The 21344-nt window shown below is 43.0% G+C and carries 17 protein-coding genes and 1 tRNA gene; 6 read left to right on the forward strand and 12 right to left on the reverse strand.

The features are described from left to right. Positions 1–26 precede the first annotated feature (26 nt). A complete protein-coding gene (locus FWE23_01805; GenBank protein MCL2844176.1) occupies positions 27–2243 on the reverse strand; it encodes a hypothetical protein in 2217 nt (738 codons plus the stop codon). A 201-nt stretch (positions 2244–2444) separates the two neighbouring features. Between FWE23_01805 and FWE23_01810 the strand changes: the two genes are divergently transcribed. Together FWE23_01810 and gltX are read left to right on the forward strand one after the other, a co-directional pair. Continuing rightward, complete coding sequence (locus FWE23_01810) at positions 2445–2657, forward strand: hypothetical protein (GenBank protein MCL2844177.1); 213 nt, start codon at positions 2445–2447, stop codon at positions 2655–2657. A 197-nt stretch (positions 2658–2854) separates the two neighbouring features. Further along, complete coding sequence (gene gltX / locus FWE23_01815; protein MCL2844178.1) at positions 2855–4285, forward strand: glutamate--tRNA ligase; 1431 nt, start codon at positions 2855–2857, stop codon at positions 4283–4285. A gap of 99 nt (positions 4286–4384) precedes the next feature. Here the strand turns inward: gltX and FWE23_01820 are convergent, their stop codons facing one another. Further along, positions 4385–5830: a hypothetical protein gene (locus tag FWE23_01820; protein MCL2844179.1), complete on the reverse strand. Its 1446-nt coding sequence runs from the start codon at positions 5828–5830 to the stop codon at positions 4385–4387. Between the two features lie 329 nt (positions 5831–6159). Between FWE23_01820 and FWE23_01825 the strand changes: the two genes are divergently transcribed. The 3 genes from FWE23_01825 (at position 6160) to FWE23_01835 (ending at position 9208) form a co-directional block, all read left to right on the forward strand. Then, positions 6160–6927 (forward strand): HAD-IIA family hydrolase, encoded by a 768-nt coding sequence (locus FWE23_01825; GenBank protein MCL2844180.1) that lies wholly within the window; start codon positions 6160–6162, stop codon positions 6925–6927. A 63-nt stretch (positions 6928–6990) separates the two neighbouring features. Continuing rightward, positions 6991–7066, forward strand: a tRNA-Asn gene (locus FWE23_01830). A gap of 153 nt (positions 7067–7219) precedes the next feature. Continuing rightward, the gene (locus tag FWE23_01835; GenBank protein ID MCL2844181.1) at positions 7220–9208 is read left to right on the forward strand and encodes an ABC transporter ATP-binding protein/permease; all 1989 of its coding nucleotides are present in this window, start codon (positions 7220–7222) and stop codon (positions 9206–9208) included. A gap of 74 nt (positions 9209–9282) precedes the next feature. Here the strand turns inward: FWE23_01835 and FWE23_01840 are convergent, their stop codons facing one another. From FWE23_01840 to FWE23_01865, 6 genes are all read right to left on the reverse strand, one after another. Then, complete coding sequence (locus FWE23_01840; protein MCL2844182.1) at positions 9283–9945, reverse strand: Abi family protein; 663 nt, start codon at positions 9943–9945, stop codon at positions 9283–9285. Between the two features lie 363 nt (positions 9946–10308). Continuing rightward, positions 10309–10947, reverse strand: a complete 639-nt coding sequence (locus FWE23_01845; GenBank protein ID MCL2844183.1) for a GyrI-like domain-containing protein — start codon at positions 10945–10947, stop codon at positions 10309–10311. Between the two features lie 15 nt (positions 10948–10962). After that, positions 10963–11124 carry a hypothetical protein gene (locus FWE23_01850; GenBank protein ID MCL2844184.1) on the reverse strand — a complete coding sequence of 54 codons (162 nt, stop codon included), beginning with the start codon at positions 11122–11124 and terminating at the stop codon, positions 10963–10965. 2 nt (positions 11125–11126) lie between these two features. Beyond that, complete coding sequence (locus FWE23_01855) at positions 11127–11402, reverse strand: BrnT family toxin (GenBank protein ID MCL2844185.1); 276 nt, start codon at positions 11400–11402, stop codon at positions 11127–11129. A gap of 109 nt (positions 11403–11511) precedes the next feature. Beyond that, entirely contained in the window at positions 11512–12270 is a 759-nt protein-coding gene (locus FWE23_01860; GenBank protein ID MCL2844186.1) for a virulence RhuM family protein, read from the reverse strand. 183 nt (positions 12271–12453) lie between these two features. Further along, positions 12454–14118: a T9SS type A sorting domain-containing protein gene (locus tag FWE23_01865; protein MCL2844187.1), complete on the reverse strand. Its 1665-nt coding sequence runs from the start codon at positions 14116–14118 to the stop codon at positions 12454–12456. 403 nt (positions 14119–14521) lie between these two features. On the opposite strand from FWE23_01865, the gene FWE23_01870 reads away from it, so the two are divergent. After that, positions 14522–16456, forward strand: a complete 1935-nt coding sequence (locus FWE23_01870) for an ABC transporter ATP-binding protein/permease (GenBank protein MCL2844188.1) — start codon at positions 14522–14524, stop codon at positions 16454–16456. Positions 16457–16502: 46 nt separating this feature from the next. Here FWE23_01870 and FWE23_01875 read toward each other — a convergent pair whose 3' ends face one another. The 4 genes from FWE23_01875 to FWE23_01890 form a co-directional block, all read right to left on the reverse strand. Then, positions 16503–16940 carry a type II toxin-antitoxin system PemK/MazF family toxin gene (locus FWE23_01875; GenBank protein MCL2844189.1) on the reverse strand — a complete coding sequence of 146 codons (438 nt, stop codon included), beginning with the start codon at positions 16938–16940 and terminating at the stop codon, positions 16503–16505. Positions 16941–17237: 297 nt separating this feature from the next. Further along, complete coding sequence (locus FWE23_01880) at positions 17238–20009, reverse strand: hypothetical protein (GenBank protein MCL2844190.1); 2772 nt, start codon at positions 20007–20009, stop codon at positions 17238–17240. A 417-nt stretch (positions 20010–20426) separates the two neighbouring features. Then, entirely contained in the window at positions 20427–20876 is a 450-nt protein-coding gene (locus FWE23_01885; GenBank protein MCL2844191.1) for a hypothetical protein, read from the reverse strand. Positions 20877–20993: 117 nt separating this feature from the next. After that, positions 20994–21344 (reverse strand): ORF6N domain-containing protein (locus tag FWE23_01890; protein MCL2844192.1); only part of this gene is annotated, 351 nt, incomplete at its 5' end.

The following is a 21344-nucleotide window of genomic DNA, read 5'->3' on the forward strand; positions in this document are numbered from 1 at the left end:
GCCCCTACGAAAATCACATTTTGGCTTTACCGCCTCACCCCAATCGTTGCTCTGTATGTATATGTATATCCACTCTCCCCCCTCGCTCGAACAACAACCAAATAACCGCCGCTGGCTACTCTTCTGCCGGAGGGGTTGGTTAAATTCCATTGAGTTGTCAACTCTTCTTCGGCGGTGGTGGTTTTTTCGGTGGGGCGGGTGAAATCGGTGGTTTCAAATACCATATTTCCTACGCTGTTGAAAATTACCATACGAACATCCGTTAGCGCTTCGTGGGCGACTACCGTTATTGTTGCAGGTCTTGATACTACCGCAGTGTCAAGCAGTATGCCGCCGTATCGAGGGCAGTCGAGGCGAGGAATTATTCGCACTTGCTTTATAGTGGGGTCGTTTAGGGCAAATCTTGTGCTGTCGCCGTCTTCGTCGCAGGTCGCGGGCGTTATTATCCAATTGCCCCACAGTATTGTGTGCGCACGCTCAAAGCGAATTTCTGTTATTGGGTTATTTGAAATCATATTAGTCGGAACAACAAATCTGTTGCCCTGCCAATGAACGCCGTTTACTAATGCGATATATCCCGCATTCGGCGTTATTTCAAGTTCCCACCAATAACAACTGCTACTGCCCCAAAGGGTAGTGTCGCTCGCCGTTATTTTGCTGAGTTCATACTTTTCCCAGCACCATTCTTCGTGAGAATAAAGCATAACCGTGCCGTGCTCGCCGTTTTCTATGGTGATTTGCGCCTCCACAATAACAGCCGCGCACAACGGCGGGACGCAATCCGAAATATCCTGAACAAAGACAATATTTACGGGTTGCTCCAGTCCTCCGAAGAACCCTATATCGGGAACAGGATACATCTCATCTGTAAAACGCACGCCGTTTACGTAGGCGACATATCCGTTATTTGGAGTTATAAAAAGATTTCTGTGGAAGCAACCCATATATGAAACCAAATATCCGTCCGCAATTTCTTTTCTGACATTCATACAAAATATCTCGTCAAAATATGCAAGTTCGACTTTGCCGTGTTCGCCGTTTTGTATGTTAATAACAGAATTGTATTTATAAGGTCGATAACACGCTATTAAAATACAATCAATAGCGGGCACAAAGCGAATTTCTGTTGGATTACCGGCGCGGATTTTGCCGCCTTCCCAACGCGCGCCGTTTACTATGGCGATATATCCCGCATTCGGCGTTATTGTAAGTTCCCACCAATGACAACTATTGGGACCCCAAAGGGTCGTGTCGCTCGCTGTAATTTCGTCGACTACATACTTTTCCCAACACCAATCAATGTGAGAATAGAGCATAACTTTGCCGTGTTCGCCGTTTTCTATAATGACTCGCGCCTCCACAATAACGTCCATACAAAACGGCGGGTCGCAAACTACAATTTGCGGCGAAAAATGCGGAAATCCGTCGTTTATAGCCGGGGATATTGACCAAATAGAGTTAAAATCCCAATCGATGAAAGTGTTTCGCTGTCTCATTTGCGTGGCATTTCTCAGTCCTGAATTTTGGCAGATTTCTCCCGTGCCTTGCTGAGTCCACAAACCCACAAAAACGCGCGAACATTGTAAAGCATAACTGCTTATAATTCTGCCGTCGCTAGTGCCGTGATTAGCGCCGACGAATTTACCGGCTATGTTAGGATTTCCGCCGCTTACATTTCCCTCAAAATAACTGTTTATTATTTCGCCGTTGTTCCATCCAGCAAATCCTCCGACAACGCTGTTTTGGGCGTGTCCTGCTACGCTTCCTCTTACAAAGGTGTTTTGAATTGTTCCCCTATTTGTTCCTACTAACCCGCCAACGCCGCTCCAGCCGTCAATATTAACGATAACGCCGAGGTTTTTTATTATGCCGTTATTATTTAATTGGTGAAAAAAACCTGCGGGACCATCGCCGGCATTGGGACGGTTAATTCTGACTCCTCTGACAATGTGTCCGCCGCCGTCAAATGTGCCGTCGAAGTTGCCGATGAAACGGTCATTTTGGCTTCCGATCGGCTCCCATTCGCCTAAGATAAGGTCGATGTCGGCGACGAGCGTAATGGTTTGTCCTGTGAAATTGCTACCGCTGCTAACCGTCGTCGCAAATTCCCGTAATTCGCATTCGTTGCTTATTGTTATTGTGGGCGCGCTCCAGTCAATGAAAGAGGGCGCGCACATCGCCGTTGCCGTTGAGGCGATAATCAAAATTGTTGCAAAAACTTTTAAGAAATTAAGTGGTTTCATAGACAACCTCCCGTTTTTTATTAGATTTTCGGAATAAAGATACATTATGCCGCAATAGGAGAGGGAGTTGTTTTTTAATTTGGGTAGATAAAAAAGCGTTTTAATTGAAGTATTTTATCTTTGATAAAGTTTAATAAAAGTAAGTTCGGTCTTGCGTGGATAAGCGGAAAAAAAGTATTTTAATGCAAAAGGGAGAAATTTATGACTAGCTTTTTGTTTTCATTGGTCGGGCTTATCGGTGAATATGTTCTTAATATGAGTTTGATTATATTTGGTGGCGTTGTAGTTCGCGGTCTATTTGGAGACGGTACAGAGAAAAACGAAATCAGGTGGGCTATTATAGCAATGGCTGTTTTGTTTTTTGTCGGTGCTTCGTTTATGATAGCGGTGTTTTTGAGAGGAGGTGCGCTATGAGTGCGAAACAATTCAAAGGTTTTTTAATGTTTTCTGTTGGTATGGTATTTGTAGCACTAATAGGTGGAGTTATCACAGGTTTGATATTCTTCCACTAACAAAACAAACTTCAGTAGCAGGGGCATTCGCTCCTGCTGCTCTCGAGCAATAAACACAGAAACAAAAAACAAGAAAAATAAAGGAGGCGACCACCGCCTATGCAAGAAACAAGAGTAAGATTTGCCCCGTCGCCGACGGGATATTTACACGTTGGAGGCGCAAGAACCGCGCTTTTTAATTGGCTTTTCGCAAAAAAAACAGGCGGAAAGTTTTTGCTTCGTATAGAAGACACCGACCGAAGCCGCTACGACGAAAACGCGCTCGGCGAAATATTCACGTCTCTTCGCTGGCTCGGATTGCAATGGGACGAAGGTCCGGAAGTCGGCGGCAATTGCGGCTCGTATTTTCAAAGCGAACGGCTCGATTTATACCAAAAATACGCCGACGAACTTATAGAAAAAGGTCTTGCCTACCGCTGTTTTTGCTCGTCCGAACGTCTCGAAGCGTTAAGAGAAGAGCAAGAAAAATCGGGCGAAAACGTTTTGGGCTACGATAAAAAATGCCGAAATTTAAGCAAAGACGAAAGCGCAACCCGCGCAAAAAGCGAAAGTTTCGTAATTCGCTTAGCAATCCCCGAAAACAGAACGGTCGGCTTTACGGACAAAATCCGCGGCGAAATTTCGTTTGACGCCAACACGCAAGACGATTTTATCCTGCTGAAAACCGACGGATTTCCGACTTATCACCTTGCAAACGTTATTGACGACCACTTTATGCGCATAACCGACGTTTTGCGCGGCGACGAGTGGATAACAAGCACTCCAAAACACGTTTTGCTTTACGAGGCATTTGGATGGCAGGCGCCGAATTTTGCGCATTTGCCCGTTATTTTAAGCGAAGACGGCAAAAAACTGTCGAAAAGAAAAGGCGCGGCAAGCGTAATGGACTTCAAAAAAGACGGAATTTTGGCGGAAACGCTCGTAAATTTCCTCGCGCTTTTAGGCTGGAACCCCGGCGACGACCGCGAAATAATGACAATACAAGAAATGGTTTCAGCATTTGCTTTAGAAAAAGTAAGCGCCAAAGCCTCGGTTTTCGACAACAAAAAACTATCGTGGATGAACGGCGAATACCTGAAAAAAACGCCAAATGATAAGATTTACGAAGAACTTAAAGATGAGTTTGATAGATTATCGCAAAACAAAGAAAAAATCCTCTCCGCAATAAATTTTATGAAAGAGCGCACGCAAAAAATCACGGAATTGCCGACTTTATGCGCATTCTTTTTTGCCGCGCCGAGCGTTTACGACGAACAAACATTGCAAAAAGTCAAAAAAGACGAAAATATGCCGAATATTTTGGCAAAACTGTCTCAAAAACTGCGCGAAACACCCGTTTGCAACAGCGAAACCTGCGATAAAATATTACAGGATTTAGTCGCCGAATTTGCTGTCGGCTTCGGCAAAGTCGGACTTCCCGCTCGCTTGGCGATAACAGGACAAGGCGGCGGACCGTCGTTGCACGATATTATTCCCGTTATCGGGAAAGATGAATGTGTGAAGAGGATTGAGGGGTTTTTGAAGAACTAAATTTATTAACAATTTAAAACAAAAAAGGGAGCATATTTTTATACGCTCCCTTTTTATTTGTAAGGTCGGGCAACCCGAAAGTCGCCCTTGCCTTAATTGTTAGTTGTTTTGGTTAGCGCTAACGCCAATCGTTCCTCTTACACCTACATTTGTATTGATAGTGTATGTGCCCGCTCTTGTGTTTGACGGAATTCTCCAAGTAATCGGAGAGTTTGTGTTTCCGTTCAATGTAGCAACTACGCTACCTGAAGCGTTCAAGATTGTAATAACAACGGGTGTTGTTTTTGCAGTGTTTACAACGATTATTGCGTTGTTGCCCGCTCTTGTCGGTCCTGTTGCTTGAACAGTCGCCGCCGCTGTACCGTTGTTGTTTCCGCCTTCGCGAAGAACGCCGTTTCCGTCGTTATTGCCGGGAGCTACGCCTTCGGGTCCTTTTTTGTCGCCGCAGTAGTCGTCGTTGCCGTTGCCTTTGTTGCTGACGGTGTTTTTGTCGTTGTTAGTGGTTTCGCCGCCTTTGGGAGCTTCTTCGCATACTTGATTAACTGCAAGATTTACAACTCTTGTACCGTTAAAGATAGCCCAAACTTCGTAGTCTTTGTTTGAGAAAACCAACTGTTCTCCGCCGTTTTGTCTGTTTACGCGCTGACTTCCGTGGTTTACAGCTCTTCCGTCAACATTAACAGTAATGTTTATGCTTGCTCTGTCGTTGTTTCCGTCTTGCCAGCTGCTGATAGTGCGCTGAACTACACTCAAATTGAGTTTGCGAACGGGCGCAGGAATTACAACTTCTCTCAAAATATCACCGCAGTCGCATACAACTATATAAGCGCCGGCTTCAGTGCAATGCGCCTCTTCTATGATAATTTTTTTGCCTTCTGTGCAAACGTGCGCAGGAGCCAATATCAAATACAAGTCTGCGTTGATTATTCCAGTGTAATCGCGCTCAATGGTAGCGCCGATTTCACGAACGTCTTCTGCGCAATTCAACACGTTCCAAGTGGTATAACCATTCAATGAGCCGGCTAATGTTGTGCTGTTCCAGTCGATTGTATGACCAACTTCTACCGATTGTGAATACACCGCTTCTTCCGCTCCGTTAAAAAATCTAACAGTTGCAGTTTCAGCAACAGGCTCGCACTGTACGCCTGTTAATCTCGGAATTGCGACTGAACGCTTATGTCCGCCAACAGTAGATACGTAATTTCTGACGCCTGCTTCATCGCAAGTTGCAGGAATTGTGTTTACCAAATCCCAACTGTTTGTGCAATTAACTTGCACGTTGTTGCCGTTCAAATCACTGCTTCCGTTGCTGAAATAGCTGTTAACTTTTGCTCCACAGCCGCAAGTAGCAGTAAAAGTCCAATTGTTGCCTTCACGAGTAAAGACCACATTGTTTTCTCTGTTATGTCCTTGGTTCAACCCTTGAACAACACCTGCGCGAACAATTTCGCAGTGGAAACCAACACTTTTTGTCTGCGTAGTCTGCGCAAACACATTAGCGACGAGCAAAGTCGCCACGAATACCAAAAAACCAAGCTTTTTCATTGAAAAAACTCCCTTCTTAAAATTATTATAATTGAAACCGAATGAACTTACTGAATTGCCGAAAAAGCAAACACGCAAAATGTTGAGCGCTTTTAAATCACGATTTTTACCCATTTTCCTCGTTCCTCACACTTTTTTAGATTTTTAGTGGCGTAAAATAATATTTGTTAAGAATGCGCGTCAAGGGGTAAATTAAAAAAAGCGTTTTTTCTTGAATTTTGTTGTTTTTTGCGTTAAACGACGATTTTTTCGATTACTTTTTCGGATATAACATATATTATATAGTATAAAACGCGTTATTTTCACGGAACGAAAGGAATGCAAAAAATATGAAAAGCATAATTTCCGATATGGACGGAGTTATTTATCGCGGGTCAAAACTTATTGACGGAGCGAACAGTTTTATACAAAAAATGATTGACGGCGGCGTAAAATTCTTGTTTTTAACCAACAATTCCGAGCAAACTCCCCGCGATTTAAAGCAAAAACTCGAAAAATTAGGAATAAAGGGGCTGAACGAGGACAATTTTATCACGAGCGCAATGGCGACCGCAATGTTTTTGAAACAGCAAAAAGAAAACGCAACGGCATACGTTTTGGGCGGCGGCGGGCTTATCAACGAGTTGTACAACGCGGGTTTCACGATTTCGCAGAACAATCCCGACTATGTAGTTGTCGGCAAAACAAGCGCGTTTAACTTTGAAACGCTGAAAACCGCCGTAAATTTAATTTTGGGCGGCGCAAAGTTTATCGGCACAAATCCCGATATGGTTGACCCGACCGAACAAGGCGAAGAGCCCGCCTGCGGAACAATTTTAGCGGCAATAGAGGCGGCGAGCGGCAAAAAACCCTATATAATAGGAAAGCCCAACTCGCTTATGATGATGATGGCGGCAAAAAAATTGGGCGTTCACCCCGAAGAAAGCGTTATGATAGGCGACAGAATGGACACCGACATTGTAGGCGGAATGGAAGCGGGAATGAAAACCTGCCTTGTGCTTTCGGGAGTGAGTAAAACCGAGGACTTGGAGGCGTTTCCCTATCGTCCCGACTATGTTTTTGGAAGCGTTGCAGACATCGACCCGACAAAATTATAGATTTTTGCATTTTACCCTTGCGCAGAGACAAAAATATTTATTATATTCACGTCCGTTATTGATTGGAGTGTAGCTCAGTCGGCAGAGCAGGTGGCTGTTAACCACCTTGTCCGGGGTTCAAATCCCTGCACTCCAGCCACTTCGGAGAGACGTAATGCTTACGTCTCTCTTTTTTTTAACCGCAAAATCACTTTCTCTCCCCGCTTCCCCCACGCCAAAGTTTATTTTTCTCTCAAAAAAACATACCGACGGTCGATTTTGGCACCTCTGTCGATAGAAAAAAGGACGAAAAATGTCGATAATTTTCAAGTTTATGAAACCCTACACCCTTATGCTTTGCGGCGTATTCGTCTTCATTTTGCTCGAAGTTATGACGGCGATTGCGCTTCCGGGGCGCACGGCGGACATCGTAAACGACGGCGTTATAGTAGGAAACATCCCGACTATATGGCGAAACGGCGGCATAATGCTTCTTTTGACGGTGGCAAGCGTCATCGTCGCGCTGATTTCGGGAGTTTTGATAGCAAAAATCGCCACGGGAATATGCAGCGATTTGCGAAGCGCGGTTTTCAAGAAAATAATGAGTTTTTCCAACGCCGAAATGAACAAATTTGCGACATCCTCGCTTATAACCCGCACCACAAACGACATTACGCAAGTGCAAACCGCTCTTATGCTGGCTTCTCGACAGTTTATTTTTGCGCCAATGATTGCAATCGGCGGGATAATAGCCGCGCTCGACAGAGCCCCGAATATGACTTGGGTGCTTGTTCTCGTCATTATTTTTATGGTTGGAAGTATGGCGACTATCGTAATAATAGCCCTCCCCAAATTCAATATGATACAAGGTTTAATCGACCGTCTTAACTTGGTTTCGCGCGAAAATCTAAGCGGAATTCTGATAGTTCGAGCGTTCGGCACACAAAATTTCGAGAAAAAACGCTTCGACAAAGCAAACAGAGACGCGACCGAAACAGGAAAATTCATAGCGCAGGCATTTGCGTTTGTAACCCCCGTAATACTGCTCACTTTTAACTTTACCGCGGCGCTAATCGTCTGGGTTGGCGCGCACGAAGTATCGGCGTTCAGAAGCGACATAGGCGACATTTTCGCCTTTATGCAATACGGAATTTTAATAGTTTCCGCATTTTTGATGATTTCGGTAACCTTTATTTTTGTGCCCCGCGCAATAGTAAGCGCCCGCCGAATATCCGAAGTACTAAACACCCAAAGCAGCATTAAATACCGCGAAAACCCCATAGATTTACCCAAAAATCTAAAAGGCGAAATAGAATTCAGAAACGTAAGTTTCAGGTACCCGGAAACGGGCGACGATGATGTAGGGGCGGGGTCTGCCCGCCCTGCCGACCAAACAAACGACGACGAAACCGTAGGGGCGTATTGCATACGCCCTAAAAATAAACACGAAACCGAAACAATAATAAAAAACGGCGGCGATTTGGGCGTATGCAATACGCCCCTACAGGGCAACGCCGACGACAATTTGGGCGGGCAAACCCCGCCCCTACAAAACGCCGCCGAAACGGACAACGAAAACGTCCTCGAACGCGTTAATTTCACCGCAAAATCGGGCGAAACCACCGCGATAATTGGTGCGACAGGCGCAGGAAAAACGACAATCCTAAACCTGATATTACGCTTTTACGACGTAAACGAGGGCGCAATTTTAATCGACGGAATTGACATTCGCGACGTTTCCAAAAAGGATTTGCACGATAAAATCGGCTATGTTCCGCAAAAGGCGCATTTGTTTTCGGGAAATATTCGCTCCAACCTCCTTTTGGCGGACAAAGAAGCAAGCGAAGAGAGAATACAACAGGCGGTCGAAATTTCGCAATCGCAGGCGCTTATAGAGGCAAAACCGGGCGGCTACGAAGCAAATGTCGCGCAGGGCGGCACAAATTTTTCGGGCGGACAACGCCAGCGATTGGCGATTGCAAGAGCATTGGTAAAAAAATCGGCAATTCATTTGTTCGACGACAGTTTTTCTGCGCTCGACTTAAAAACCGACGCGCTTTTGCGTGAAGCGTTAAAGAAAAAAAGCGACAAAAGCACAAAAATTATAGTCGCGCAAAGAATTTCGTCCATAATGGACGCCGACCAAATCGTGGTTTTAGACGATGGCGTAGTAGTAGGCAAAGGCAAACACAGCCAACTCCTCGAAACCTGCGAAGTTTACAAAGAAATAGCCGCCTCCCAGATGAGCGAAGAGGAACTCGTTTCGACTACGCTCAACGACCGAAGCGGGGCAATTTCGTAGGGGCGACCGCCCTCGGTCGCCCGTGTTGTTCGATAAATAACCGCCGTACTTCGACGATTATTATCCTTGCACTGTTAAAGAAAAAACTCGCGGAGTTTTTTCATATCAGCAATGGGGGACTCTACGTTTTGCAGAAAATCAGCTGGAAGTCCGAGGAAATGGGTGTATTTTAATATGATTTCCCAGATTTTCTGCATATATCTGTCTGAAATTTCGCCGCTTCGGTTAAAACAAATCGCTTCGTGGTGTGCAATTCGGTTTCGGAAATCTCTTATTTCTTTCAATTCATTAAAAACAAGTTTCTGATTTACGCCTTTTTCTTTGTTCGGGAAAATTTTCAGCAAGGATTGGTTGCCTTGATTGAAACAATGGCTTGAAAACATACTGACCCAAAATCCAAAACTCAGCGCCGCCACTAATCTGTCGGAAGAATAAGGTTTAAGCGGGGAAAGATTTTCCTTTTCTTTGCGGATAGTCATCTTTTTGTCTTCGGGAAAAAAGTTGCCGTTAATTTGCCCGATAATCCAATCGTCGTCATTAAAATGTTTTTTGTAATGTTTGTTTATTGCATTCCGCAAAACGACTTCAAACAAACATAATGCACCCCAAAACTTTTTTGATGTTTCGATGTTTAACATATATAATTCAAGTGCTTGTGGCTCGTTTCCGCCACAAGCGTGCTTGTATTTGTCAAGTCGAGGTTTTGATAAACATTCCTCGTAATCATTATAATTCACTTAAAAATTCTCCTTTTTGAGAGGAAAATACTATTTTTTACAGAAAAAATCAATAATACCTTGCATTTGTCGCGAAAATTATAGTATATTTATAGAGAACACCTGCCGGTCACTGTCGAAAGATATACTTTCAGGTAATGTCGGGGAGGTCTTAGGCACCTCCCCATTTTATTTTCTGCTGCTTTCACCTCATAATTTTTATACAAAAAAGGAAGCGTATTTTCATACGCTTCCTTAAAAAACGAGCAATTACACAGATTTGCTCCTACGTTAATTTACCGCTTCACATTAATTCTCTGCCTCAACACAGAAACGCCGTTTTGCTTCACGTTCAAGATAAACACACCTTGCGCCAAATTATCCCTAAACCCTTTTTATGGGATGTCGAATTATTGTCTTTAATTTTTCAGGCGCAACTTTGCGAGGGTCAGACAAATAAATCTCGTGATGCTGCCGTTCTTCGTTTATATCAATCAAATATCCCTGTTCTGCGGCATAAGTATCCATCATTAATATCGTTGCTGGCTCGTCATCATATGAACCGATGTGCATAACTTGTACGCACAACCCTTCCGTAATACTTTCAAGCCGTGCTTTTGATAAATCCAAATTCGGTTTCTTTTTGGCAAGCATTAATTTAGCGGCTTCAAACACTTCATTTGTAACAAATTCCGGTTGCCGTATTAATGATGTCCAAACAAATTTACTTTTGTCCGGCACAGCACCACCAAAGAATGTGCCGTCGTCAACACTCCAAAAACCCTCTAACGGCGGAACAACATACTCAAAATATCCTTTCGGCTGTGAACCGCTCATCTTACTCATTTTTATGGAGTATGACAATCCGTAAAGAATTTCCATAGCCGTTTTATATTCCTCTGATATGTTTGGATTTCCTTTGCCGTCAACAGCGATAAATACCATTTCCGGCACATCAATGATAGAAGGTGCAGTCTTAGGTTGATATAACTCTTTTTGAGTTTTCTTATAATCAATCGGCATATCGTTCTCTCCGTTTTATGCAAAAGCCATTTGCCTTTTTTTCTTTACCGCAACTTTACCTGTCGTTAATTTAGCGACAAGCATTAACTCTCTCTTTACCTCTGAAAAATTTTGAACGCGTTTCCATTCTCCGCGCTCAACAGAAGCAATCAGTTCTTTTTCTTCATAAGCAGTCATTTTCAAAATCCTCCCGTTAAATATTTTTTTGTATATTTACGACTCTTAAATGCTGTTTTCATAAAATACACATCTCCGTTTTTCACTGTCGGAACAACACAAGCATAGCCGTCAATATTCACAATCATTAAAATTTGACCGGGGTATTTTATCCTGTCCGTATGAGCAAAAACCTCTAACAGCATTCCGTTTCCAATCGCGCCAACTATTTGCTCAAAAGATATGCCGCGCTCAATTTGCAAAACAACATTTTTTGTTTTATCCCAGTCGAAACACATAGATATTACTTACCTCCACAAGATAAAATACGTTATTTTTTAGGTGGTGTACGAGGTTATTTTTGTTTTCGGCAAAATTTATCGTAGTGGCAAACACACGGATCCGCCCTTACGATTTCCATTTCCTGATTTTTTCTAAAACTAACAACCCGTCCAAATCCATTTTTGAAAACGCAAACCATTTTTTGCCGCTATCTTTCAAACTTGCGCCCCAATGATAAACTTCTTTGTCATCGACTATCAAAAATCTGTCGTGGCTGAGGTCGAATTCTTTTGCTTCTATCGGTGGATATTGTTCGTTAAATCGTTCTATATCCAATTTCAACTGTTTTGATATTTCTTTTGTAAAAAGCATAACTTTTACGTTTTCCATTCTCTTGGAAAATATTGTCAATGTAGATTCATTTATATAATTGTCTATCAAAATTATGGATTTTTGCGCCGTTTTTACAAAAAAATCTATTTTCTTTTCTGTTTCGGACATACGGTTTTCCAAGCGTTCAAATCGTTGGTCGAAAGAATAACCCTTTATAACATATTCCTTTAAAACTTGGTTCGCCCATTTGCGAAACTCTATTGCTCTGCCGGAATTTGCACGATAGCCAACTGATAATATTACATCTAAACTGTAAAACGCAACCGGTTTGTCCGAGTTTGGAATATGCAATTTTTGCATATTGCTTTTTTCATCAACTTCACCATCCTTGAAGATATTGCGAATATGTCGCGAAACGCCCGATTGGTCAACTGCGAATATCTTTTCTATCTGCGATTGAGTTGCCCAAACCGTATCATTTTTAAAATCTACCGACAATTCAATATTGCTATCGCCGCTTTCATAAACTATAATTTCGTGCATTTGATTCATTTTTATTCTCTCAAAATTTCTTATTAAACGAGACGGTAAAATACGTTATTCCTTACTAAGGATTACTTGTTTTCTCGTTTTTAGGAGTTTTTTCTCCTTTTTTATACAAAGATACTATTCGCCAAAAACAAAAAGAGACAAGGCGTGCCTTGTCTCTACAAAAAAACAACTGAAATTATGATTTTATCTTCTAACGTTAATCCTATGTCTCAACACTGAAACGCCGTTTTGTTTTACATTCAGAATAAACACGCCTTGCGCGATGTTATCCGTTCGCAAACCAACTGCATTCACGCCGTTTATTGCGGTGATGTTTGCTCTGCTTACCATTCGACCTTGCAAGTTATAAAGTTCGGCAGTGTAATTGCCAGCGGCGAGGTTTAGGTGGATTTGACCATTTCTTATTCCTGCAAATCTGGCAACGGAAACGTTTCTGTTTGTCGAGGAATTATTGCGGGAGATAGACAAGGGAGGCAAAGTCGGACGATCATCTGCCAAATCTTCGGCGCTTATGCCTAATACTATGAGTACATATTCCTCTGTAATATCAAGCGTATCGTTCAGCACAACTCTTCCGTTTTTAAGAATTACCTCTCTTTCGACTTTCCACTGCCAACTTCCGCTGACTTCCACTTGTTCCAGCTGTTCCGTTATTATGTAGTGAAAATTCTGAAAACTGAGCGATCCTGCTAATTCTCCGTTGAAATTTATTCTTCCGTTGTATTTGAACTCGTCTCGGCTTTCATTCGAATACCAACCGCAAAAATCCTCCCAGCCGTGAATTGCAGACCTGCCGTATCCGCCGCCTAAATACAAATTTCCGAGATTTGAAAAGTTGAAAAATTCTCTTGTTGTAGTGGTAGTTCTGATGCAGCCGTAGTCATTCGCTATTTCAGACCTCCTTTCTTTCGTCGAAACATAACCGTTTTCTTCACCGTGTCTGAGACGTTCGATGTCTTCGAATAATTCAAATCCGCGACCTGCTCTGGAATTGCGTTGTTCAAGTTCTTGGGCGTAGATTTCAAGAAAATCTTCGAGATTTGCCGCGGTTATAGTCGCACCGCCGCGACTTGTCAATTCTCCGCTCGGCGCTGTAGGAACGGCGGGCATAGTTCTGTCTATCGGAGTATCGTCGCCATAAATACGATTTTGGGTACTCGGTTGTATATAGCTGAAAAGCAAATAAATCGGAAGATTGATTTCAACATTGCCGCTTTTCACAAAAAACCTTCCGCTTGTTATTTTGTTTTCGAGAGAATCCCGCGAAGCGGCGACGTTTTCAAACACAATTTGTCCTTCATATTTTCCGCGGAAATCTATGGTTCCGTTTTTTTTGACAATATCGTGCTCAACGCCGTCTTCATAAGCGTTAGACACAAATATACCTACCGCTCCGCCCATAAAAAATGATTCGGCATTAGAAAAATCGAAATACTTAATTTCATAGACGCCACGCTCCTCTGCTCCTCTGTTGGATTCTTCAAATATCGCCTTTAACATAAATTCGACTTTTCCCGAAGAACTACCGAACCCTGTGGACGATGCTGTAATTCCTCCGATAAAAGACTCGCGTTCGTCAGGCAGGTTTGACTGAGAACGGGCACTGCGGGCATTTTGGGCGACGGCGGAATTATCATTGTAATAATCATCACCCGTAAAAGCAAATTTATACAATTTGATAAAATCGTCGAGGTTTGATTGATTAACCGCGGTATTTTCCATACCCTCGCCTTTTGTAAGTTCCCCACCGCTCACCGTCGGTGGATTGTCGGGGATAACAATGCTGTTAGAAGCAAACACGCAAGCGGTCAATACCGTTGCACAAAAAAATAACTTTCTGTAGTTCATAAAGAACCTCCGTCATTTAAGGTTTAGATAACAATTACGTTCAAAAACTAAAACGGAGCCATTCAAAAACAAAAAGGCGCACTCCATTTTCCCACCCATTTCCGTACTGTGAGGTCATCGCCAAAACCTATTTTATCCGAAAACAAACAAGAAAGGAGCGTGCCGACAGACACACTCTTTCTCATTCTCTCGATAAAATTGAATATTGGCGATATTCACAGTAGAGAAAATGAAAAACATTATTCTTTCAAAGAACAGAGAGAAAATAATATTTGTTTGCGGTGATTTACGAGGTTATTTAGGGTTTTGTGTTTTTTTTCGCCCATACATATATTTCCTCCACGCCAAATAGTATTTTCTTCTCGAAAAACACACCGAAAATCGGTTTTTTAAGGAAGCGCGAATGAGCGAAGAATTAGACAAAGTCGAAAAATACGACAGCGATCCTTTGGCGGGAATGACGGGGCAACAAGCGCTTGCCGGAAAAGCCAAAGATCCGAAGGCGACCATAAAAAAAATTATGGCGTATTTGTTGCCGCATAAAATCGCTTTTGCCGCTTGTTTGATTTTAGCCGTGCTTTCTACAGCGTTTGCGGTGGCGGGACCGCGCCTTTTGGGACGAATTACCACCGCGCTTGTTGACGGAATTGTCGCGCATTGGATGGGAACGGGGCTTCTCACAAATTTTCCGTATATGGCTACCATTATGTGGTGGCTTGCGGCGATTTTTATATTGTCGGCGGCTTGCAGAACGGTTCAGGGGATTATAATGGCGCGCATTTCCGCAAAAATAACTTACAAACTTCGCAGTCAAATCAGCGAAAAAATGCACAAACTTCCTATAAATTATTATGATTCGCGCGAGCGTTCGCAGGGCGACATTCTTTCGCGCATAACAAACGACGTGGACAGAATGAGCCAAACGCTCAACGAAAGTTTAATGCAGTTGGTATCGTCCGCCACCACAATTATCGGCGTTTTAATTATGATGATTTCAATAAGTTTGCTTATGACCGCCGCCTCGCTTATTACAATTCCCACGTCAATGCTTATTTTGGGGGTCATCTTAAAAAAATCGTATATTTATTTTGGAAATCAGCAAAAAGCAATCGGCGAAATGAGCGGCATCGTGGAAGAAACATACAGCGGTCGCGATATTGTGCGCGCCTTTAACAGCGAGACCGACGCCGAAGAAAAATTCGACAAAACCAACGAAAAAATCCGCTCCTCCGCTTGGAAAGCCGAATATATGACCAACATTATAGAGCCCGTTTTCGGATTTGTGTTTAATCTCGGATACGTCCTCATCTGCGTTTTGGGCGGCTGGCTCACGGTGCAAAGGGTCATTACGATTGGAGACGTTCAGGCGTTTCTTCAATATATTGGGGATTTCACACAGCCCTTAGGAGAACTCGGCGCCTCCGCCAACACAATGCAGGCAACCATAGTTTCCGCAGAACGCGTATTTGAATTTTTGGAGGAAAACGAAGAGGTAGCCGATATTGAAAATCATTCGCCCAAAAACAACGCCGATGGCGCAATTAGGGCAAATGATGATTTGCCCCTACAACAGGAAAACATTGAATATCAAGGAAACATCACATTCAAAAACGTTCATTTCGGCTACACGCCCGACAAAATCACCATCAACGATTTCTCGGCGGAGGTAAACGCGGGGCAAAAGGTGGCGATAGTCGGACCTTCGGGGTGCGGAAAAACCACATTGGTAAAATTATTGATGCGTTTTTACGAATTAAACAGCGGACAAATCCTTATTGACGGCGTAAATTCGACCGAATTTTCCCGCAACGATTGGCGCAATATGTTCGGAATGGTTTTGCAGGACACTTGGATTTACAACGCTTCCATAATGGAAAACATTCGCTACGGAAGCCCCGCCGCCACCGACGAAGAGGTAATCGCCGCCGCCAAAACGGCTCACTGCGACCACTTTATACACACGCTTCCGCAGGGTTATCACAGCACTCTCAACGAAGACGCGACCAATATTTCGGCAGGGCAAAAGCAACTTTTAACAATAGCGCGAGTAATACTGAAAGACCCGCATATACTAATTTTGGACGAAGCAACCTCGTCAATCGACACGCGGACGGAAGTTCTTATCCAACAAGCAATGAAAACCGTAATGAAAGACCGCACATCATTTGTAATCGCGCACAGATTATCGACAATAAGAGACGCCGACGTAATTTTCGTAATGCGCGACGGCGACATAATAGAACACGGCAACCACGACCACCTACTCGCAATGAACGGCTTTTACGCGGATTTGTATAATTCCCAGTTTTCGGAGGGAGTGGTGAGTGAGGAAGAATAACCGTAGGGGCGACCGCCCTCGGTCGCCCGTGTTCTCCGAGTGGTTTTTATTTGAAAATATTTTGTGCTGCCGAGCAAATTTCGTCAATTTTATCTTTACTAAGCGTTATTAGGTTAAGCGGCTTGTGCGAATCCTTTTTTCTGCGAAACGGCAACTGTAATCTATCAATAGACACAACCTTTAACATGTCGCACAGAGCCCAACATTCTTTTTCTGCCAAAATACCCGGCATTGCCCCTATTGGAATGAAAATTGTAAAAGAATCTCCCTTTGGTGGCTTTTTTGTAGTAAAAGGAATAACTACTGCTAATTTATGCCTTTTATGAGGATAAATCACAATAACGGGGCGAACTTTTCCGATTTCAGGTTTTATGTTCGCAATTATTGTCTCATTTGCATCAATACAAGAATTTGCCTTATTCCAGCAGTCCTCAAATCTGCACATAAATATCTGACCTCTTTTAACATAATTCGGCAATTTCATTAAAATTATCCTCACAATAAAAATAACCCCCGCATAAAGCAGGGGCAGTAACCCATTCAAGGGAAAAAGCAACGTTGCCGCTACTTTACCATTATAATATACGTTATTTACAAGAAAAAGTCAAGAGTAAAACAGAAAAAAGATAAATTTCCATAAAATAGTCCCCAAAAATCTAGAAAATCGCACCGCATGGTAGGGGCGGGGTTGCGGAATTTTCATTGAGGGTTAAACAATATTTGCGCTAATCAAAAAGGGACGATTGAAAGTCGTCCCTTGATAAATTTGAAAAACTAATTTTTATTTACTAACACCAATTCTTGCCGAATAGGTAAATCTTCTTCCGCTGATACCTGTTGCTTCGACGATAATTAAATACGTCCCATTTGCTACAAATCTGCCTGAGGGGTTGGTTAAATTCCAGACGATTGGCGATTGTTGCGGGCAACCGTTGCCTCCGTGGCGACCGAGGGCGGTCGCCCCTACGCCATCTGCCATGAACACAACATTCCCCAAATTATCCATAATTCGCAAGTTTATTGTTGCCTGTTCTGGCGTTATCACCGAAATTTTCGCCGCGTCGGACACGGGGTTTTCGGCGACAATTATGCCGTATCGGGTATCAGTGGGCTGGCGATGGCGAATTGAGGTCGGTCTTTGCTCGCCGAAATTAAATCCTTGGATTTGCGTGTTATCCAAACCTTTGATGTCGTCTATTGAAGCGATACGGTTGTCATCGACATTAAGGTAAGTCAAGTTCACGTTTTTCGACAAGTCGAGTTCGGTGAGGTCGTGACCGCTGACGTTCAGGTATTCGAGCGAAACAAAATGTTCTATGCCGCTCAAATTTCTGATTGTCGGAATAGTTGCTTCGTTTCTTGCCGCTCTGGTTTCGTTAATTATTTGCAAATCCAAGGTGTCGATGTCTCTAACATCAATGTCGAAAATCGGGACGGGGGCGGTTTTGCCGATTAAAGAATACACTGCCGCGCGGAAATTCGGGTCGGTGAATTTGTCGGTTATTGTTTCGCACAATGCGGGAATTACGGCGACTTCCGTCTTGGCATTACAAAGAGAACAAACTCGCGCTATTTCGCCTGCTTCGGCGCAAGTTGCGACTTTTGTTGTCGTCAAATCTCCCCAATTATGGTCTGAAACAGCTATTTCAACGTCTATTTCTACACTGTTATAATTGGGGTCGGTCGGTGTAAATATTGCCTTGTGAGCGCGGTTTCCGACAGCGCCTACCGATGTGCTTGCGCTTTCTTTCCAAGACCAGCCGCTTGGCAAATTAACAACTGCCAAGGTTTGACAAGTGCGCGCAGTTAAACCGCTCGGCGCAGTTGGGAGTTCGCTGAGGTTTCTTTTATTAACTCTCAACGCCACCTTAAATTCAATGTCTTCTACTGCTGAAAAGTCAAAGTCGCTGAACTGAAAAGGATACATAAAACTTGGTCTTACGCTAAATTCGTGCTCTCCTGCAGGCGGAACGGAATCCAAATCCACTACTATCCAATCCCAATACCAATTGATGTGTTCCAAAATGCCTTCGCCGTTGCTTGCGAGCTCCGATTCCCAAATCGCTTGCCCGAAATCGATTTGCGCCGCCGTTGGCAATATCAAATTGTCTTTAGTGGCGATAAAAGGCGTAATTCCGCCGCCGCTGTTCCACCAATTGCTGACAGGTAAAGAAAAATTATGGGAATAATTACCGCCGTCGGCTCCGCCTATCGTTATTTGCGAAATTACAAGCCGCGAGTGTGTGCGAAATCCCTCATATTCGCCGACGACCGTTGCCGACACTTCGTCGCCTTCTACTATGTGAGCCGCATTAAAACTAAACTCTATGTTTTCGGCTGTCGTGGTGCCGTCAATAACTTTCGTATGGCTCATTTCACCGAAATGAAGTTGGCGTTTAAGGACTTCGACTTCCGTTGTTGCCGTTCCGAAATACTTGCTGTTGGATGTACTTAAAATAGCAGTAATCGAGTAAATTCCCGCATTTATCGGAAGACCGTCGGAACACAATTTCTCATTACCGGTAGCATTGTTGCTGTTGATGGAGTATGACCTTCTCCAACTTGGATTAGCGGTAAGCGTAATTTCGGTTTGATCAATGCCAAAATACACGTTTGTGATACGGTCTTGCGGCATTCCGTTATAGGTAATGTTGGGAAAAGTCGAGAAATTTATATATTGCGAAACATCTATCGGATTAACAAAACCCGCCGCGTGAGACAGAAACTCATAAAATCCGCCGCCATACGAAATGCCTTTTTTGTCTCCTTGCAAAGCCCAAGATACTTCGGCGTTTTCTGGCAATGTATTTATGTTTCGCCTTGTTCCTGTTATAATCTCGCCGCCCGAACCCGAAGCGGCAATAATTACGCCGCCGTTATGACTTACTTGTCCCACATTGAGGTGTCCCACAGCGCTGCTCAAAGCGTTCGACCCTTTTACGATAATCGCGCCGCCGTTCATATTTATTCTGCCCACGCGACCATTCGGGCTGTCGGCGTCAAAAATCGCCTGAGCGCCTTCCATTGCAAGAACTCTTCCACCGTTAATATTGATTTCCTTTGTATGGACGGAAACACAAATCGTCGGTCCTCCGTTTATACTATTTGTTATACCATCACTTTGAACCAATCCGCCGTTTATCGTAATAGCCGCCAGAGCAGTGCTTTGCGACCAAATTGCCGAATGGGTAGGGCTTGTTGTTCTGATAATTGCGCCGTCTTCAACCTGAAATACGCCGCCGCTCATATTTGTAATTTCTACGGCGTGCCCGGTAGAAACTACCTGCGCTCTCCAAATTACCCTTGCATTTTGATTGCCCCAACCAATGTTCAATCTGACGGGCGACGTTCGATGAACAACGCCTTCGCTTATAATGGTAATCACATTGCTGCCAACCGACAGTTCTCCGCTGCTGTTTGCAGTAATAATCACAACGTCGCCGTCGTTAACCGTCGGCACGCTGCTCCACTCCCACCTGTGCGTTGTCGTCTGCGCCAAAAGTCCCATAGTGATAACAAATATCACCGCCATTGTTTTAATAAGTTTGCTCATAAAAACCGCCTTCCCGCCGTTCCCACACGGCAATGTTAAAAATTCAAGCAAGAAACAGCGGAAAGGCTGTTCTGCCGGTAAATTCGTGTTTTCTGCGAAAAAAAGTTGAATGGAACCTACGTATTTTTTATTTACAACATAGGACGACAGAACAACCACAAGGGTGTTTTGTCTATATTGTAAAATTAAAATATGATGAATAACGAGGATCAATCTCGCCATTCAACTTTTTTTCGCGCCTATAAAATACATTCTTTTTGAGGTGGTTTTTGGGATTATTTTCGTTTTTGGTGAAAATTGTGGGAAATTGTGGGAAATTATAGAAAATTTAATTTTACCCTTGACTTTTCGTGCGGTTATTTTGTATATTATGGTTGTAGGCAAATGCCTTATTTTAAGGGAGATGATATGTGTTCGCTATTCGGGTGCGTATCCATGGTCTCCCTTTTTTATTACCTCTATTGAATATATTCTGTCTATCTCTGCCTCGTCGTAATACTCTTTCACTGTTATTTTTATGGGATATGAAAAATTGTCGTATTCAAAATCTGTTTCGTATCTGTGAATATATTTTATATCATTCTCTTCGGCTCTGTCCATAGAGGTTTGTGTTTTTTTACTTTTCTCAAATAATTCACCAATGTTTTTGGCGGCTTCAAAATGTATTTTTGTATCTATTGATTTGTTTATCGCTTCTCGACTTACAATTCTTTTTGCCCCTTTTTGATACAAGCGAGCGCTTCTTTCTCCGTTTTTATTCTGAAATATTTTGCCAACATCTCTTTTTAACAACATTTCTGTATCTTTTTTCAGTTTTTGAAATTCGTCATTGGAAAGAATTATTTTTCTCCTGCAACCTTCGTCCATATATTTTTTCTCCATTTGCATTTTTTCGGGGAAAATACGTTATTTTTCAGGTGATTTTCGGGGTTATTTTGGTTTTTGTGAAAAATTGTTGTATGGGACAGACACACGGGTCCGCCTCTACGATTTCCATTTCCTGATTTTTTCTAAAACTAACAACCCGTCCAAATCCATTTTTGAAAACGCAAACCATTTTTTGCCGCTGTCTTTCAAACTTGCGCCCCAATGATAAACTTCTTTGTCATCGACTATCAAAAATCTATCGTGGCTGAGGTCGAATTCTTTTGCTTCTATCGGCGGATATTGTTTGTTGAATTTTTCTATATCTAATTTTAACTGCATTGATATTTCCTTTGTAAAAAGCATAACTTTTACATTTTCCGCTCTCTTGGAAAATATCGTCAATGTGGCTTCATTGACATAATTGTCTATCAAAATTATGGATTTTTGCGCGGTTTTTACGATTTGGCA

The sequence above is a fragment of the Chitinivibrionia bacterium genome (genome assembly GCA_009779925.1).
In the GTDB taxonomy this organism is placed as follows: domain Bacteria; phylum Fibrobacterota; class Chitinivibrionia; order Chitinivibrionales; family Chitinivibrionaceae; genus WRFX01.